The 17,087-nt window shown below is 65.5% G+C and carries 13 protein-coding genes; 4 read left to right on the top strand and 9 right to left on the bottom strand.

The genetic code is table 11. From position 1 onward, the window contains the following. The first annotated feature begins 3 nt into the window (after positions 1-3). Complete coding sequence (locus tag SLQ31_RS28315) at positions 4-1,281, top strand: glycosyltransferase (protein WP_319437512.1); 1,278 nt, start codon at positions 4-6, stop codon at positions 1,279-1,281. A 2-nt stretch (positions 1,282-1,283) separates the two neighbouring features. On the opposite strand, the gene SLQ31_RS28310 is transcribed toward SLQ31_RS28315, so the two are convergent. The 9 genes from SLQ31_RS28310 to SLQ31_RS28270 form a co-directional block, all read right to left on the bottom strand. Next, entirely contained in the window at positions 1,284-2,084 is an 801-nt protein-coding gene (locus SLQ31_RS28310; RefSeq protein WP_319437511.1) for an ABC transporter permease, read from the bottom strand. Beyond that, the gene (locus SLQ31_RS28305) at positions 2,081-2,836 is read right to left on the bottom strand and encodes an ABC transporter permease (RefSeq protein WP_319437510.1); all 756 of its coding nucleotides are present in this window, start codon (positions 2,834-2,836) and stop codon (positions 2,081-2,083) included. The genes SLQ31_RS28310 and SLQ31_RS28305 overlap by 4 nt, the downstream gene beginning before the upstream one ends. Beyond that, the gene (locus tag SLQ31_RS28300) at positions 2,833-3,762 is read right to left on the bottom strand and encodes an ATP-binding cassette domain-containing protein (protein WP_319437509.1); all 930 of its coding nucleotides are present in this window, start codon (positions 3,760-3,762) and stop codon (positions 2,833-2,835) included. The genes SLQ31_RS28305 and SLQ31_RS28300 overlap by 4 nt, the downstream gene beginning before the upstream one ends. 126 nt (positions 3,763-3,888) lie before the next feature. Further along, the gene (locus tag SLQ31_RS28295; RefSeq protein WP_319437538.1) at positions 3,889-4,950 is read right to left on the bottom strand and encodes an NAD-dependent epimerase/dehydratase family protein; all 1,062 of its coding nucleotides are present in this window, start codon (positions 4,948-4,950) and stop codon (positions 3,889-3,891) included. 17 nt (positions 4,951-4,967) lie between these two features. Next, positions 4,968-7,160 (bottom strand): acyltransferase family protein, encoded by a 2,193-nt coding sequence (locus SLQ31_RS28290; RefSeq protein WP_413643217.1) that lies wholly within the window; start codon positions 7,158-7,160, stop codon positions 4,968-4,970. After that, positions 7,161-9,371 (bottom strand): acyltransferase family protein, encoded by a 2,211-nt coding sequence (locus SLQ31_RS28285; protein WP_413643230.1) that lies wholly within the window; start codon positions 9,369-9,371, stop codon positions 7,161-7,163. A gap of 112 nt (positions 9,372-9,483) precedes the next feature. After that, positions 9,484-11,628: an acyltransferase family protein gene (locus tag SLQ31_RS28280; RefSeq protein WP_319437507.1), complete on the bottom strand. Its 2,145-nt coding sequence runs from the start codon at positions 11,626-11,628 to the stop codon at positions 9,484-9,486. Positions 11,629-11,651: 23 nt separating this feature from the next. Next, a complete protein-coding gene (locus tag SLQ31_RS28275) occupies positions 11,652-13,853 on the bottom strand; it encodes an acyltransferase family protein (RefSeq protein ID WP_413643215.1) in 2,202 nt (733 codons plus the stop codon). 72 nt (positions 13,854-13,925) lie between these two features. Beyond that, complete coding sequence (locus SLQ31_RS28270; RefSeq protein WP_319437505.1) at positions 13,926-14,423, bottom strand: DUF2505 domain-containing protein; 498 nt, start codon at positions 14,421-14,423, stop codon at positions 13,926-13,928. Between the two features lie 78 nt (positions 14,424-14,501). Here SLQ31_RS28270 and SLQ31_RS28265 point away from each other — a divergent pair, with 78 nt between their 5' ends. The 3 genes from SLQ31_RS28265 to SLQ31_RS28255 all read left to right on the top strand — a co-directional run bounded on the left by SLQ31_RS28265 (position 14,502) and on the right by SLQ31_RS28255 (position 17,069). Further along, positions 14,502-15,266: a class I SAM-dependent methyltransferase gene (locus tag SLQ31_RS28265; RefSeq protein ID WP_319437504.1), complete on the top strand. Its 765-nt coding sequence runs from the start codon at positions 14,502-14,504 to the stop codon at positions 15,264-15,266. 30 nt (positions 15,267-15,296) lie between these two features. Further along, positions 15,297-16,565 carry a glycosyltransferase gene (locus SLQ31_RS28260; protein WP_319437503.1) on the top strand — a complete coding sequence of 423 codons (1,269 nt, stop codon included), beginning with the start codon at positions 15,297-15,299 and terminating at the stop codon, positions 16,563-16,565. Positions 16,566-16,841: 276 nt separating this feature from the next. Continuing rightward, on the top strand, positions 16,842-17,069 hold the full coding sequence (locus SLQ31_RS28255) for an MbtH family protein (protein ID WP_319437502.1): 228 nt from the start codon (positions 16,842-16,844) through the stop codon (positions 17,067-17,069). The last annotated feature ends 18 nt before the right edge of the window (positions 17,070-17,087 follow it).

Raw genomic sequence — 17,087 nt, 5'->3', positions numbered from 1 at the left:
GCGATGAAATTCGTACTGGCGAACTGGGGTACGCGCGGCGAAGTGGAGCCGTTCGCCGCGATCGGGCGGGAACTGGTTGGCCGCGGACATGATGTGCATCTCGTTGTCGCACCGGAGATGGTGGGATTCGCCGAGTCCGCTGGCCCGCAGGCCGTCGCCTTCGGGCCGAGCCTGAGCGTCGCCGACGACCCGCACCACGAATACTGGAAACTGTTCTTCAGCAAGCCCTGGAAACTCCAGGAATTGAACAAGCTGCTGAGAGAGTTTTCGGCACCCCTTGAGGAGTACCGAGGACAGGTAGAAAAGACTCTCCTGTCGTTGGCTGACGGGACCGACGTGTTGCTCACCGGGATGAATTACGAGGACGTCGCTTCCAACGTTGCCGAGTACTGCGGCACTCCGCTTGCCACGCTGCAGATTTTCCCGTTGCGAAGCAACGGTTTTGAGATGCCGTTCCTGCCGCCGGCGTTGTGCCGCGCGGCGATGAACGTGCTGGACTGGCTAGCGTGGCGCGGGCACAAGACCGAAGACGACGCCCAGCGCGCCGCCCTCGGCCTACCGAAGGCAACGGGCCACTGGACGCAGCGGATCGCCGAAGGTCACGCGATGGAAATCCAGGCCTACGACGAAGTGTGCTATCCCGGGCTGGCGGACGAGTGGTCACAGTGGAATGACCAGGAGATCCCCGAACGTCCGTTCGTCGGGGCGCTGACGATGCAGCTGCCGGCCGCCGGAGACGCCGAGATCGCATCATGGATAGACGCCGGGACGCCACCGATCTTCTTCAGCTTCGGCAGCATGCCGGTGGACTCGGCTGCCGACACCATCGCGATGATCGCCGGGGCCTGCGCGCAACTCGGTGAACGAGCCTTGGTCGGCGCAGGGTGGACCGACTTCAGCAGTGTCCCGACCTACGACCACGTGAAGATCGTCGGCGCGATGAACTACGCAGAGATCCTCCCGGCCTGCCGCGCGGTCGTCCACCACGGCGGTGCCGGCACCACCAACGCGGGCCTGCGCGCGGGACGCCCCACGTTGATCACCTGGATGTTGCCCGATCAGGCGTGCTGGGGCTCTCGGCTCAAGAAGCTCAAGGTGGGCACCGGTCGACGCTTTGTCGCCACCACCGAGAAGACGTTGGTGGCCGACCTGCGCACGATCCTCACTCCCGAATATGCCGAGCGCGCACAACAACTCGCCGCACGGATGATCAAACCAGCTGACAGTGTTGCCCTGGCTGCCGACCTGATGGAGAAGTTCGCCCTGTCCCGCCGCGGCTGACGTCAGCCGCGGACGCCCCCGGATTCGGCCGCAGCCCGGTACCCGCGAACAGCGAGCGGGCCGACGACTGCGGCCCCGGCAATCGTCCACAGAACACCCCAGAGCAGTGGCCACCATGGAAGGCCACCTTGAGCGAGTGTCCGCATGGACTCCACGATCGGTTCCATTGGCTGAAAACGCAGCAGCGGCCACATCCAGGATGGCAGTGATTCAACCGGTGGAGAACCGGAGCTGGCGAATACGGCGGTGATCGCGGGCAGCCCAAGCCAAATCAGTACAGTGCCGTCCTTGGCCCGCACCGCGATCGCTATCACAGCCATCGCGAACACCATCACCACCATCACCGGGACTAGCAGGTATAGCAGCAGCTCGAGCGGACCGCCTTTGAACCGAAGTCCCAGCCCGATGCCGACCCCGGTGATGACGGCGGTGCTCACCAAGGTCCGTACCGCTTCGGCAATGAGCCGGCCCGTCAGGGCACTGGCACGGCTGACCGGCAGCGCCCACATGCGGCTGAGAAGGCCGGTGTCGCGTTCGAAGGAGATGCCAAGCCCTACTGCGAGCGACCCGGAGAACGCTCCGGCGATCGCGCACGTCGGCACCAGGCCGTAAAGGCTGTCCGTGCCGGTGATGCGCATGACCGATCTGCCGACGAGCAGATAGTACGTAACCAGCAAGACGGTCGGGAACACCACAGATTGGACCGGCACCAGCGGACTGCCGCGCCAGTGAGTGAAGTGCTGGCGCGCGAACACCCAACTTTCGTAGAGCAGCGAGCTGCGCAGCGGCGCGGAGGTGGTCACTGGGTCCGCCTCTGCATCCGCACCGCTACCGCGCCGAACGCCACCAGCAGGCCCAGGCACCAGGCGAAGCTGCTCGCCACGCTGCTGGCCGCGACATTGCCTGCGGCGAGCCCGCGCAGGGTGTCGGTCACCTGCGAAACCGGTTGGTAGCGAACGAAACCGTGCAACCACTCGGGAAACGAGTCGACAGGAGCCATGCCCGTAGACAGCATGGTGAGCATCATTTGAGGAACGAGGAGGATCTGACTGGACCCGCCGGTCTTTCCGATCTGAGCATTTGATACCCCGACCCCGATCGCATCCGCGCCCAGCGATAGCGCCAAGGTCAACGCCAGGACGAACAACACGAAGAGGATGAGGTGACCAGGGCCACCGAGCAATCGGAAGCCGAATATATACCCGGAGACGATCGTGGCGACGAGGGCGACCACGCCGCGGAGGAGGCAGTACAGCATGCGAGCCGTCAGCGGTGTCAATGACGAGATGGGCAATGTGCGAAGTCGAAGACCGAGCTCGGACTGATGATCCCGGGTGGCCCGGTCGACGGTCGTCAGCGCGCCGAGCAGGGTTACCTGGACGATGATGACCGGCAGCAGGTATTGGGGATAGCCGATCCCGCCGGTGTCGATCACGTTGCGCAGCGCCAGGTTGAAGATGATGAAGTTACCGGCCGGCGCCAATACTGCGAACGGCAAATCGCTGCGCAGCGTATTGCGGACCATCCGTTCGGTGAGAGCAGCAACTGCGGTCACGCGGTGACGTTCCCCGTGAGATGGAGGAAAACCTCGTCCAAGGACGGCTTGCGCAATGAAATGTCGGCCAGCTCAACGTCGAGCTGGTCGACCCGGCGAAACACCTCACTGAGTGTCGCAACGCCGTTGGGCGCCAACACAGAAACGGTGTTGGCATCTTCATCGGCCTGAGCGTCCTGAAGATCGGCGACCACGGCGAGGATCTTGTGCAGGTCGGCGGGGTCGGCGGGGCTCACTGTGCAGTAGCTGTATCCGACGCGGCCCTTGAGTTCCTCCGCGGTCCCGGTGGCGACCACGCGGCCCTGATTCATCACCACGATCGAATCGCTGAGTACGTCGGCTTCTTCGAGATACTGGGTGGTGAGTAGCACCGTCGTACCGCCGGCTTTCAACGAGGACACCAGGTCCCAGACGCTGCGGCGGCTGCGCGGGTCCAAGCCGGTTGTCGGCTCGTCGAGGAAGAGCACTTTCGGCGGAACTACAAGTGCTGCAGCGATATCCACGCGTCGCCGCATACCGCCGGAGTAGGTGACCACGTTCCGGTCGGCGGCGTCGGTCAGATCGAACTGCTCGATCAACTCGTCGGCGCGCAGTCTGGCTTCTTTGCGGCGCATGCCGTGCAGCCGGCTGAACATCACGAGATTTTCCCGCCCGGTGAGCTGCCAGTCGATTGCAGCGATCTGCCCGGTCATCGAGATGGACGCACGCACTTTCGTCGGCTCCTTGACGACGTCGTAGCCGGCCACGATCGCTTTGCCGTAGGAGGGCTTCATCAACGTGGAGAGGATGTTGATCGTGGTGGTCTTTCCGGCACCGTTATGGCCGAGGAGCGCGCAGACCGATCCAGTGGCAACGGAAAAGCTGACATCCTGCAGGGCCAGGATGTCTCCGTCGAACGTCTTTGCTACGCCTTCAAGCTCGATCACAAATATTGACCATAGCGTGAGCGGAGTTGCCGCGGACCAAGTAGCGACGTCTTCGTCGCAACCGAGAAACTCAAAACAATTACCTATCTCTTGACAGCTGTGGTCGTTGATTCGGCAGGGGATCGGCTAGTTGCCGATCCAGTCGAGTAGGGCCCGCATACCTTCCTCGAGCGACCACTTGGGACGCCAACCGAGCTCGTTCGTAGCGGGCCCGATGTCGCAGCGCGCGGCCCGTACGTCGCCGTCACGGAATTTCCCGACGATGGCCGGCTCGGGTGCACCGCAGATGGTCGCTAGTTGTTGTGCGAGCTCATGGATCGTGGTCGGGACGCCCGACCCGATATCGACGTAGCGTGACGGCGCGGCCGGACTCTCGATCGCCATGAAGAGCGCCTCGACGACATCGTCGATATAGACGAAATCGCGGACGATCCGTCCGTCTTCGTAGACCTCCAAGGCCTGCTTCGCCAGCGACAGTCGAGCGAAGAGGGCCACGATGCCGGTGTAGGAGTTCGTCAGCGACTGGCCCGGTCCGTAAACGTTCTGCAGGCGAAGCACGCTGAGCTTTGTGTCGTGCGCGCTCGTCCAGGCGGCCAGGATGTGCTCTTGGGCGAGTTTGGTCGCTGCGTAGATGTTTGTGGGTCGAGGCTCGGTCCGCTCCGCGTTGCTTGCGAGCGGCACGGCCGGATCACCCGTAGGACCTTGTGGATCCCAGGCGCCGGCCACGAGCTGAGCGTGGCTGCGCGGCGGCGGGTAGAAGACGTGGTCGCCGGACTGCCAGGCGCCCTCGCCGTACACGGCCCGTGACGATGCCAAGACCACCTGCGCGGGCACATGCCCGCAGCGGCTCAGGGCGTCGAGCAGTTGCGTGGTCCCGACAACATTGACCGAACCGTGGCGGGTGGCCTCCGAAAGCGATTGCGCCGTACCGGTTTCGGCCGCAAGGTGCACGATCTGGGAAGGCTTGACCAGCCGCAGCACGGCGTCGCAGTCAGGGGCGTGAGTGACATCGCCGGTGAACAAGCGCACCGATGGCGGCAGGTCGATCGTGGCGCCTTCGGCGTGCACCTGCGGGTGCAGGATGTCCATCACGGCGACCTCGTAGCCGGCTTCGATGAGACGGCGCGCGAGCGTGGACCCGATGAAGCCGGCACCGCCGGTGATGAGTACAGATCTTGACGTTGACAACACGAGCCTCCTGATAGCTAACGGTGGGCGAGTGCGCGGCCGCTCAGCGCACTCATGACTGGAGCCAGCACCCGGGCGTATTGCAGCGTCAGGTGATTTTGGTCGGCGTACACAAGGGTGTTGCCGACGATGGCCGGGCAGACGGCGGTGGTACAGAACAGGTCCGTGAGGTTGGCGTATTGACCGCCGCCGGCCTTGGCGGCCACCTCTTCCGCGGCGATACCGTCAGCGTTGACCGCAGTCGACCTGGGTGTCGAGCACGCCGTCGCATCATCGAGATGCACGGACAAGCAGTCCGGAGCGCCTGATTGTGGACCGGGGATCGGACCGAGGACCAGCACTTGTGCGCCGCTAGCGCGCAACTGTTGGACGAGTCGCGTGACACCGGCCAGCCACTCGGGTTCATACGTCGTGAAACCGACCCGCCACCCGTAGTTGGCGCCATATCGCCGCAGCACGCTCAACACGATCAGCTGCGGGTGTTCAGTCTTGAGCCGATCGATGACCTGGTTACGCCACTGCGCACACTCGGTGTAGGGCCGTTCGAGGACAGGGTTGAGGGTCGGCAGGTCGAGCATGGGGCAGCCGAGCTTTGCCATGGTCTCCAGCCGCCAGTGTCGCTCTTCGGCCACCTGCTTGAACGCCGGATTCCACATCGCGGCGTTCGAGTCGCCGATCAGAGCCACCGTCGTCGAGGAGGTGGTATCGCCCGTTGCGCATTCCGGCTGTGCCACGTCGAAATAGCTGAGAATGCAGCCTGCGGGAGGTGCGCCTGGATCGCCCTTTTGCGCCGCGTCGGCGAGTGGGGGCGTGAGGTTGGACGGCACGGCCTTGATGGAGACCGACGCCGCGACGGCTGCCTGCACCTGGGCGAAGGCGTGCTGTACCGCCGCGTCGTAGCTGGCGATGTCCGCGCCGGGAGGCAGGGGAGTCGCGGAAACTGTCAGCGCCGTGGCGGGCGCGCCATGGCCCACCGGGTTCGGTACCTGGAGTGCGAGACCGACGCATACGGCTACCGCAGTGGCGATGCCGCCCACCGCAAGACTGCGGAATGGCGAATTGCGGATTTTTGGCGCGAAGCGCAGCGGGTTCTCTACGAACCGCAAGGTGAGCGCGGCCAGCGCGATGGAGAGCAAAATCGCCGCTGCGCCGAGGGCCATGGCGTGGCCGGTGACGGGCGCTATCGCCCACAACGCCATCAGCAAGAGGGGCCAATGCCAGAGGTATAGGGAGTAGGAGATGCGGCCCAGCCATTGCATGGGCCGCACCTTGAGTAGGCGTCCACAACCCTGAGTCGGTGCCGCACATCCGGCACCGATCACCAGCACCGAGCCCAGCGTGGGCAAGACGGCGGCCCAACCTGGATACAGCGTTGTCTGGCTAAAGCAGACGCATGCCGCCACGATCAGCGCCAGCCCGACCCACCCGGTGATCTCGGCCGCCCGCTTCGACAGGTGGCGCCAGTGAATGGTGGTCAGCGCCACCAACCCGCCGACGGCCAACTGCCAGGCCCGGGTGGGCAAGGAGAAGAACGCTAGGGACGGCGCCCAAAAAGTGACCACCAGGGACAGCACGAACGATCCGACTGCGACCAGCGTCAGGGCCACCAGGTAGGGGCGGCGCGAAATCGTGCTCCCCGCAACCGATCTCCGGCGTGCGCGCCGGATCAGCCAGGTCGTGCCAAGGATAAGGGGAGCCCACACCAAGTAGAACTGTTCCTCGACGCCGAGTGACCAGTAGTGCTGGAACGGTGATGGCGGCGCCATGGACGCCAGATAGTCGACGCCCTGCAGGGCGAATCGATAGTTGCTGACGTACAACGCGCTCGCGATCCCGTCGCCGATGACGGTCCGAGCTGACAGCGGGGGTAGCACGAGGACCGAGGAGACCATGATGAAGACACCCACCAAAGCCGAGGCAGGCAGCAATCGCCGCGCTCGGGCCCCGTAAAAACGCCCGAGTCGCACCGCGCCCGAGGTGCTGACTTCGCGCCACAACAATCCAGTGATCAAGAAACCCGAGATGACGAAGAACACGTCTACTCCGACGAATCCGCCACTGACCCCGGGAATCTCGGCGTGGAACAGAACAACGGCTGCCACCGCTACGGCGCGGAGGCCCTCGATGTCGGGCCGGAATTCCTTATGTTCTGGGTGCCGGCTCTGCTGTTCTTCAGCAGAGCTGAGGCTGTCGGCGTGGGCCAAGGTCAACTACTTTCTAGATCCGTCTTGCTCACCGACGGCGAGTGCGCGGTCGGTCAGCGCAGCGATGGCCGGGGTCAGCACCTGCGAGTATTGAAGGGTCAGATGGCTCACGTCGAGGTAGACCAGCGTGTTGCCGACGATGACTGGGCAGCGTTCCGTGGTGCAGAACAGATCGGACAGGTCGGCGTACTGCCCGCCGCCGGCCGTCGTGGCGCGGGCCTCGGCGCTGATACCGGATAGGTCCACCGCCGCCGACCGGGACAGCGAGCACGCCGCGGCATCGTCCAGATGGCCGGACACGCAGATCGGCACATTTGCATGCGGGCTCGGTATCGGCCCGAGCACCAGCACCGGTGTGCCCATGTCGCGCAGTTGCCGCACCAGCTGGGTCATGCCGTCCAGCCAGGCCTTGTCGTATGCGCGGAAGCCCGACATCGTTTCGTCGATGCCGTATCCCCGCCATACGCTCACCACGACGAGACGAGGGTGTTCGGCCGCGAGCCGGGCCAGGATCTCGTCGCGCCACTGCTGGCAGTGCTGAAGGTCTTCGACCAGGTTGCTGAAGACGCCGCCGGTCCGCGCATCCACGACCGCGCAGGCTTCCTTGGCCATCATTTGCAGCCGCCAATGCCGTTGGGTGGCGATCTGCTGGAACGCCGGCGTCCACATCGCGGCGTGCGAGTCGCCGATGAGGGCCACCGTGGTGGTCGAGGCGGTGTCGCCCATGACGCACTCGGGTTGCCCGCTTTCGTAGGGCGTGCGCAGGCAGCCCTGGTATGTGTAGTCGGCCTGCTCGTCCGCCAAATTGGTGAGCGGCGGGGTGAGGTTGGACGGGACGGCGCGGTTCCCGAACGAGGCTGCGAGCGCGGCCTGCACCTGAGCGAAGGTCTGCGCGACGGCGCCGTCATAGGCAGCCATGGCCGAACCCGCGGGCACCGACGCACCCTTGAGGGCGACCGCGGTTGCCGGCGCGCCGTGCCCGACAGGCGAGGGCACGACCCGCAGCAAACCGAGGCCGACACAGACCGCGATGAGGGTGGCGGCAGCGCCGACGCCGAGGCTGCGCCACGGGAAGTCGCGGATCTTCGGCGCGAAGCGCAGCGGATTCTCCAGGTAGCGCATGGTCAGCCACGCCAGCCCGGCGGAAAGCAGGGCCGCGATGATCCGCTCGGCCAATCCCAACGAATGGCCAAGCAGGAACGGGGCGAGAACCAGCACCGGCCAGTGCCACAGGTACCACGAATAGGAGATGCGGCCGATCGCGCGCATCGGCGACGTGCTCAGGAACTGCCCGCATCCCTGTGACGGGGTGGCGCACCCGGCGCCGATCACCAGCACCGCACCGAGAGAGGGCAGCAGCGCGGCGGTACCCGGAAAGGGCGTCGTTGAGGTGAACCACACGCAGGCGAGCACGATCATGCCCACGCCGGCCCAGCCGGCGATCGCTGCCGCCTGGGGCGACAGCCGTTGCCATCCGATGGCGGTCAGCGCGACCAGTCCGCCGATGGCCAACTGCCACGCCCGGGTGGCCAGCGAAAAGAACGCCATCGCGGGCACGACGTAGGTGATCACCAGCGACAGTGCGAACGATAGGACGGTCACCAAGCCGAGGACGATCAGGTACGGACGTCGCGAGGCGTTGATGGCGCGAGTCTTGTTCCGCCGAAACCGCCTGATGAGCCAGGCGGTGCCGAGCATCAGCGGTGCCCAGACCAGGTAGAACTGTTCCTCCACACCCAACGACCAATAGTGCAGGAATGGCGAGGGCGTCAGGAGGTCGGAGAAGTAGTTGATGTTGTCGATGATGAACCAGTAGTTGCCGACATAGAGCGCGCTGGCGATGCCGTCGTACAAGACAGTCGGAACCCGCAACGGCGGCAGCAGCAGTATCGACGCGACCATCGTGACGACGCCGACCGCGGCCGATGCCGGCAGCAGCCGACGGGCGCGGGCCCCGTAGAACGACCGCAGCCGAACGCTGCCGGTGCTGCTCACCTCTCGCCACAACAGCCCGGTGATCAGGAACCCAGAGATCACGAAGAACACGTCGACGCCGACGTAGCCGCCCCCGATGCCAGGTACGGCAGCGTGGAACAACACGACGGCTGTCACGGCAATGGCACGTAAGCCCTCGATGTCCGGGCGGAAGTGCGACTTTTCGGGGCGCCGACTTTGCTGTTCTTCGCTAGCCCTGAGGCTGTCGGCGTGAGCCAAGATCACCTACCTGCCTAATCAGCGAACACGTCAATTGAGTCGAGGCATTCTTACACTCAGGCGCAAGGCGCGAGTGGTGGTTTTGCGAACGGGTTGGTTTTGACTACTTACGTGACTAGCCAAGCGCGAGCGCACGATCCGCCAACGCTCCGATGACCGGTGCCAACGACCGTACGTATTCGATCGTCAGATGATTCTTGTCGAGATAGACCAGGGTGTTGCCGACGATGACAGGGCAGCGCTCGGTGGTGCAGAACAGGTCAGTGATGTCTGCGTATTGACCCCCGCCCGCCGTGGTGGCGGCGGACTCGGCTTTGATACCGGCGTCGTTGACCGCGGTCGGCCTCGCAAGCGAGCACGCCGTCGCATCGTCAAGGTGGCCGGACAGGCAGATCGGCGGAACCGATCGTGGGTCCGGGATCGGTCCGAGCACCAGCACCTGGGCACCGGTGTCACGCAGCTGGCGAACGAGGCGCGTCAGGCTGTCGAGCCACGCCGGGCTGTATGACGTGAGGTCTGCGGTGTAACCAGAGTCAGGCCCGTACTGCCGCCACATGGTCACCACAACCAGTCTCGGGTGCTCGTCGCGGAACCGGTCGACGACCTGGCTGCGCCACTGCTCGCACTCGGTGTACTCCCGGTGCAGTTGTGGGCTGGTGATGGGCAAGTCCAGCAGTGGGCAGCCCGCTTTGACCACCATCTCCAGGCGCCAGCCGCGCTGCTCGGCGATCGCGCGGAAGCCCTGATTCCACATTGCGGCATTCGAGTCGCCGACCACGGCGACCGTCGTCGTCGATGCGGTGTCGCCCGACGCGCAAGCAGGCGGCGCGACTTGCCACCCACTGAGCATGCACCCGCTGCGGTACATGTCGTTGAGCTCGGCTGCCGCGTCGGCCAGCGGCGGTTGCAGATTCGACGGAATGGCTTTGAGGTCGGCCGATGCTGCGACGGCGGCCTGTACCTGCGCGAACGATTGCTTCACCGCGTCGTCGTAGGCCGCGATGTCCGAGCGTGCGAATGGCGGTGGCAGTGCGGTGAAATTCAGCGGCACGGCCGGAGCGCCGCGCCCGACCGGTGTGGGCACCACAACGAGCAGCGCTACCCCCACCACGGCCGCGACGGCGGTCGCCACCGCGCCCAGCCCAAGGCTGCGCCACGGCGAATCGCGGACCTTGGGGGCGAAGCGCAGCGGGTTTTCGACGAACCGCAAGGTCAGTGCCGCCAGCCCGGCCGACAGCAGGGCCGCGGTCAGCCGGCCGGCCAACCCCAGCGAGTGGCCGACCACCAGCGGCGCGAATATCAGGACCGGCCAGTGCCACAGGTACCACGAGTAGGAGATGCGGCCGATGGCGCGCATGGGTGCCAGTCCGAGTAAGCGTCCGCACCCCTGAGCCGGCGCGGCACAGCCGGCACCGATGACCAGGGCCGCACCGAGGGTCGGTAACAGTGCAGCGGTACCGGGATACAGCGTGGTGGCGCTCAACTGGTTGCAGGCCACCAGGATCACGCCCAGCCCGGCGCACCCGATGATCGCGGCGGCTCGCGACGATAAGCGGCGCCACTGGCCGGCAGTGAGTGCGATCAACCCGCCGATAGCCAACTGCCAGGCGCGGGTGGGCAACGAGAAGAACGCCACAAACGGTGCCCAGTACGACGCGACCAGCGACAGTGCCAAGGAGATAGCGGCGACCAGCGCAAGGACCACCAGATAGGGACGTTGGGAGGCGGTCGCTTGAGTTCTTGGGAGCTGGTGCGCCCTGCGCACCCGCCGGATCAGCCACGCTGTGCCGAGGATCAGCGCCGGCCACACCAGGTAGAACTGCTCTTCGACGCCGAGGGACCAGTAGTGCAGGAAGGGCGACGGCGGGAGGTAAGGCGCGGAGTAGTCGACGCCCTGCAGAAGGAACCGGTAATTGCTGACGTACAGCGCGCTGGCGATACCGTCACCGAAGGCGGTGCGGGCCTGTAGCGGTGGCAGCAGCACCGCCGCGCCGATCGCGGTGACAATGCCGACGAGTGCCGAGGCCGGCAGCAGCCGGCGGGCCCGGGCACCATAGAAGCCACGCAGCCGAACCGTGCCGGTGGAGTTGGCCTCGCGCCATAGCAGTCCGGTGATCAAGAACCCTGAGATGACGAAGAACACGTCGACGCCGACGAATCCGCCGCCGACACCTGGCACCTCAGCGTGAAACAGAACGACGGCCACCACCGCGATGGCGCGCAGCCCCTCGATGTCCGGACGAAACCGTGGATTCTCCATCTGGCTAGACCGGGCCCTTCTCACTACTTCTGCGCCAGGGCGCGGTCTGCGAGGGCCGCGGCCACCGGGGCCAGGGTCCGCGCGTACGTCTGGGACATGTGGTTCTCGTCGAGATAGACCAGCGTGTTGCCGACGATGACCGGGCAGCGATCGGCAGTACAGAACAAGTCGGAGGTGTCGACGTACTGTCCGCCGCCCCCTGTGACCGCGGCGGCTTCGGCGGCGATACCCGACTCGTTGACCGCGGCCGATCGAGTCGGTGTGCAGGCTGATACGTCGTCGAGATACCCGGATAGGCAAGCCGGCACGTGGAAGTGGGGGTCCGGGATCGGACCGAGCACCAGCAGCCGCGCACCCGTGGCGCGCAGTCGCTGCACCAGGCGAGCGAGGCTGTTGGTCCACGCGGCGTCGTAGGACTGGTAGCCCGAGAGGGATTCGGTGGTTCCGTAGCCGTGCCAAAGGCTCAGCACGATCAGCCGTGGTCGCTCAGTTTCCAGCCGCCTGATGATCTGATCGCGCCATTCCGCGCAGTGCGCGAACAGCTCAGCCATGCGGCTCAGCGGATTGGTGATCGGGATATCCAGCAACGGGCAAGCGCCCTTGGCCATCAGCTCGAGGCGCCAATGTCGCTCGGTGGCGGCCCGCTGGAAGGCCGGGGTCCACATGGCGGCGTGCGAGTCACCGACAAGCGCGATCGTCGTCGGCGACGAGGTATCGCCCATGGCGCATTCGGGCTGTCCGCTTTCGAAAGGTTCGCGCAGGCAGCCGTTGAACGAGAGGCCCTGCTTCTCGGCGATAGCTTCCGAGATCGGGGGCGCCAGGTTGGCGGGCACGGCTTTGAGGTCGGCCGATGCGACGACTGCGGCCTGCACCTGGGCGAACGTTTGGTGTACCGCTTGGTCGTACGCCCCGACAGGGGAGCCGTTGGGGACGGTAACGCCGGTGATGTTCATGGGTGCCGCGGCCGCGCCGTGCCCGACCGGCGTGGGCACTGCCTTCAGAAGTCCGAGGCCGACACAGACCGCGATGACGGTGGCGACCGCGCCGAGGCCTAGGCTCCGCCACCCAGAATTGCGGATCTTCGGCGAGAACCGCAGCGGGTTCTCCAGGTAGCGCAGGGTCAGCCACGCCAGCCCGGCGGATAGCACCGCCGCGATGATTCGCTCGGCCAGGTTCAGTGAGTGGCCCAACACGAACGGTGCGAGGACCAGCACCGGCCAATGCCACAGGTACCACGAATAGGAGATGCGACCGATCGCGCGCATGGGCGGCACGCCCAGGAGTCGGCCGGTGCCCTGGTTCGGTGTCGAACAACCGGCGCCGATGATCAGTGCCGCGCCGACTGTCGGTAGGAGAGCGGCGACACCCGGATACAGCGTGGTTGGCCTCAGCCAGACACAGGCCAGCAGGATCAACGCCAGCCCGGCCCACCCGACGACGGCGGCGGATCGCGGCGAAAGGCGTTGCCATCCAACGGCAGTCAGCGCCACCAGCCCGCCGGCAGCCAGCTGCCAGGCCCGGGTCGGCAGCGAGTAGAACGCCGCCGCCGGCAGGATGTAGCTGCCCAGAAACGACAGGAGAAACGACACCGTCGCGACCACGGTGAGCAACACGATGAACGGGCGTTTCGAGGTGGTGACGTCCGCGGTTGGTCGACGCCGCGCACGGCGCATCAACCGGATCAGCCACACCGTGCCCAGCAACATCGGTGCCCACACCAGGTAGAACTGTTCCTCGACGCCGAGTGACCAGTAGTGCAGGAACGGCGATTGCGCGATGTGGTTGCTGAAGTAGTCGACGCCCCGCAGGACGAATTGGTAGTTGCTGACGTAGAGCGCGCTGGCGATACCGTCACTGATCGCAGGTTGAGCCTGCAACGGCGGCAACAGGATCGCCGACGCGACCATCGTGACGACGCCGACGGCGGCCGAGGCCGGCAACAGTCGGCGGGCGCGTGCGCCGTAGAAGTTGTGCAGCCGTACCGAACCCGTGCTGCTCACCTCGCGCCAGAGCAGTCCGGTGATGAGAAAGCCGGAGATGACGAAGAAGACGTCGACACCCACGAAGCCGCCACTGATACCGGGCACCGCAGCGTGAAACAGGACGACGGCCAGCACGGCGACAGCACGCAAGCCCTCGATATCCGCGCGGAATGCCTTCGGTTCTGAGCGCTGAGTCTGCTGGTTCTCGGTAGGGCTAACGCTGTGCGCCTGGCGCAAGATCACTACCTACTAACTGAGCGGACGCGTCTGTTGGTCGAGGCATTCTTACATTCGCGCACGTCAATAAGAGGGGGTTTATGCGTGTTCGGCGATCCACTTGGTGGTGTAGCGCAGGGTCGACGGGATGCTTTTGGCCAAGCCGGCGCCGATCGACTTCTCGAGTTGGCCGCCCACCAAGGGGATTTTGACCTCGACTCTGACCGCCGAGCGCAGCTGCGAAGCGGCGCCCGCCGGGGCCAGCCAGTTCTCCGCGCGGCTGGACCCGAAGCCACCGGCCGACACATTGACCTCACCTCGCACGCGGCCGTCACCGGCTGCGCGCCATGTCTCGCGGTAGTGGAGTTTCAGGTCACCGGCGACAACTTTGGCCAGCGGGCCGGGCAGCATCTGGCGGCCGAGGTATTGGGTGATGTGCACTTCCACCGCACCGTCATCGTCGACGATCAGCGAGTCCAGGGTGGACGCGGCATCGCCGGCCAGCCGGTCCGCCCAGTAGTCCTCGCGTCCGAACGCCGCGTGAATCGCCTCGACGCTGGCGGCCGATTCGCTGACGATCTCGAATGAACGTGACATAGCCGACCATTCTTACGCCCAACAACCAGTGAGCCGAAACCCCCATGTTGCGCAACCCCTTTGTGGTAGGAACCACGCGTGAATATCAACGGCGTCAGTTTCAACAGCGGCCTGGTCATGTTGGCGGACGCGATGCCAGGCGTGAACCGGATCAGGGCCGTCCAGCAGGCGCTGGCCATGCGGTCCAACCCCGTCTACCTCGAGATCGGGGTGTCCCGCGGGCAGGCCTTCCAGCGGATCAGCGCCGATGTGAAATTCGCCGTCGATCCGGCGTTCCGGCTGACCGAGCGCACCCGCGAACTGGCCAACGCCAAGGGCCGGGTCGTTGAGTATTTCGAGACCACCAGCGATGCCTTCTTCGAGAACGAGGCGGCTCTGCTTGAGCAGCACCCCGTCGACGTCGCGCTGATCGACGGGCTGCACACCTACGAACAGGTGGTGCGCGACGTCGAGAACACCGTGCGTTATCTGAAGGACGACGGCGTGATCTTCCTGCACGACTGCAACCCGCCGTTCGAGCTGGCCGGCCGCCGCGCAGACTCGTGGGACGAATTCATGGCGCAGCAGTCCGGCCCGTTGAAGATCGGCATCTGGAACGGCGACGTGTGGAAATCCATCGTCGAACTCCGCAGCACACGCCCCGATCTGGTGGTCGGCGTGCTCAAGTGCGATCAGGGCGTCGGATTCGTTCGCAAGGGCACTCCGGAGTCGACGTTGCCCTACACGCCGGAGCAGGTCGCGGCGCTCACCTACGCCGATCTCAAGGCAGACCGCACGCGTCTGCTCAACCTGAAGTCACCGCGGTATCTCGGCGAATTTCTCGCCTTGAGCGCCGCGCAGTAGCGGCAGCTCGGCGACGGTCGTACATCCGCGATGAAGTTTGTGCTGGCAACCTGGGGTAGTCGCGGCGATATCGAGCCCACTGCGGCCGTCGGCCGCGAGTTGGTGCGTCGTGGGCATGACGTGTCCATGGCGGTTCCGCCGGACCTCGTCGAATTCACCAAGGCGGCGGTGCCCGACACCGTCGGGTTCGGGCCGAATTCGCGGTCGATTCTGGACGCGCACCGTGACTACTGGACGTGCTTCTTCAGTAGCCCGTGGAAACTCCGGCGGATGGCCAGGGCGCGTGGCGAAATATCCGGTCCGCTGTTCCAGGGCTGGCAGGATATGAGCGCGACGTTGATGTCGCTGGCCGACGGGGCCGACCTGCTCTTCAGCGGCATCAATTTCGAAGACGCGGCCTCCAACGTCGCCGAGCATTACGGCATCCCGATGGCCACGTTGCACTACTTCCCGCTGCGGCCGAACGCGCGGGTCCTGCCCTTCCTGCCGGCACCGCTGGGCCGTGCGGTGGTCCGGGCGTTCTGGTGGATGTCGTGGCGCGGGACGAAGAAGGCCGAAGACGCTCAGCGCCGCGAACTGGGCCTACCGCAGGCGACGAGGTCGGCGCCGTGGCGGATCACCGAAAACGGGTCGCTGGAAGTCCAGGCGTATGACGAGGCGTGCTTTCCCGGGCTCGCGACCGAATGGGCGCAATGGGCTGACCAGCGGCCGTTCGTCGGGACGCTGACGCTGGAGTTGGCCACCGAGACCGATGACGAGGTCGCGTCGTGGATCGCCGCGGGCACGCCGCCGATTTTCTTCGGCTTCGGCAGCATTCCGGTCGAGTCTCCGGCCGACACGATCGCGATGATCGACGCGGCCTGCGCGCGGCTAGGGGAGCGGGCTCTGGTCGGCGCCGCCGGCACCGACTTCAGCGATGCGCCACATTCCGAGCGCGTCAAAGTGGTCGGCCTGATGAACTATGCGACCGTCTTCCCCGCCTGCCGCGCGGTCGTTCACCACGGTGGCTCGAGCACCACGCCCATCGGCATGCGCGCTGGAGTGCCCCAGCTGATCCTGTTCTGGGATCTCGTTCACGCGATCTACGGAGCTGCGGTCAAACGGCTGAAGGTGGGCACCGCCCGGCGATTTTCCACTGTCACCGAGGAGTCCTTGGTCGCCGACCTGCGCGCCATCCTTGCCCCCGACTACGTGGCTCGGGCGCGTGAGCTTGCCACCCGGATTACCGAACCTGCCAAAAGTGCAGCGGATGCTGCCGACCGGCTGGAGGATTTCGCTCGGCGAGGCCAGCACCGCTGACGTCCCGTGCTTGCTGGCACGCGGCACTAACGACCGTAGGCAGATTCCGCCTCCACATCGGCTTCGCGACGGCGCGGAAGCGAAATGCCTCCAAGGCGAACCTAACCCTGTCATCTGAGAGAAACGGGTGGCCACCCCTGTCACAAGCGTGCGTGACTGCACAAAAGGTTGCTGCTCGTGATGTGAGTCACACCGAACTTCGTGACATGGGTCATACCCACAAAGTATGGTTTGGAACTTGTTCTACCCATATTGACGAGAGTGTCGGGAGACCCGGTGAGCACCAATCCGTTCGATGACGACGGCGGCAGCTTCGTCGTCTTGGTCAACGACGAGGAGCAGCACAGCCTGTGGCCGACGTTCGCTGATGTCCCAGCCGGCTGGCGGGTCGTACACGGCGAAGCTGACCGCGCGGCATGTCTGGACTACATCGAACAAAACTGGCCCGACATTCGACCGAAGAGTCTGCGCGACCGGCTGGCAGGAAGCCGAGCGTCGGACTAGTTGAGCGGTTTGGGTCTG

This window comes from Mycobacterium sp. RTGN5 (assembly GCF_033804465.1).
Taxonomy (GTDB): Bacteria; Actinomycetota; Actinomycetes; order Mycobacteriales; family Mycobacteriaceae; genus Mycobacterium.
Note: the sequence above shows the minus strand (reverse complement) of the source record. Positions and strands in the feature narration are given on the sequence as shown.

Coding starts and splice junctions, on each gene's coding strand:
- SLQ31_RS28315 (WP_319437512.1), top strand. CDS start 4: ATGAAATTCGTACTGGCGAACTGGGGTACGCGCGGCGAAGTGGAGCCG.
- SLQ31_RS28280 (WP_319437507.1), bottom strand. CDS start 11,628: ATGGAGAATCCACGGTTTCGTCCGGACATCGAGGGGCTGCGCGCCATC.
- SLQ31_RS28270 (WP_319437505.1), bottom strand. CDS start 14,423: ATGTCACGTTCATTCGAGATCGTCAGCGAATCGGCCGCCAGCGTCGAG.
- SLQ31_RS28260 (WP_319437503.1), top strand. CDS start 15,297: ATGAAGTTTGTGCTGGCAACCTGGGGTAGTCGCGGCGATATCGAGCCC.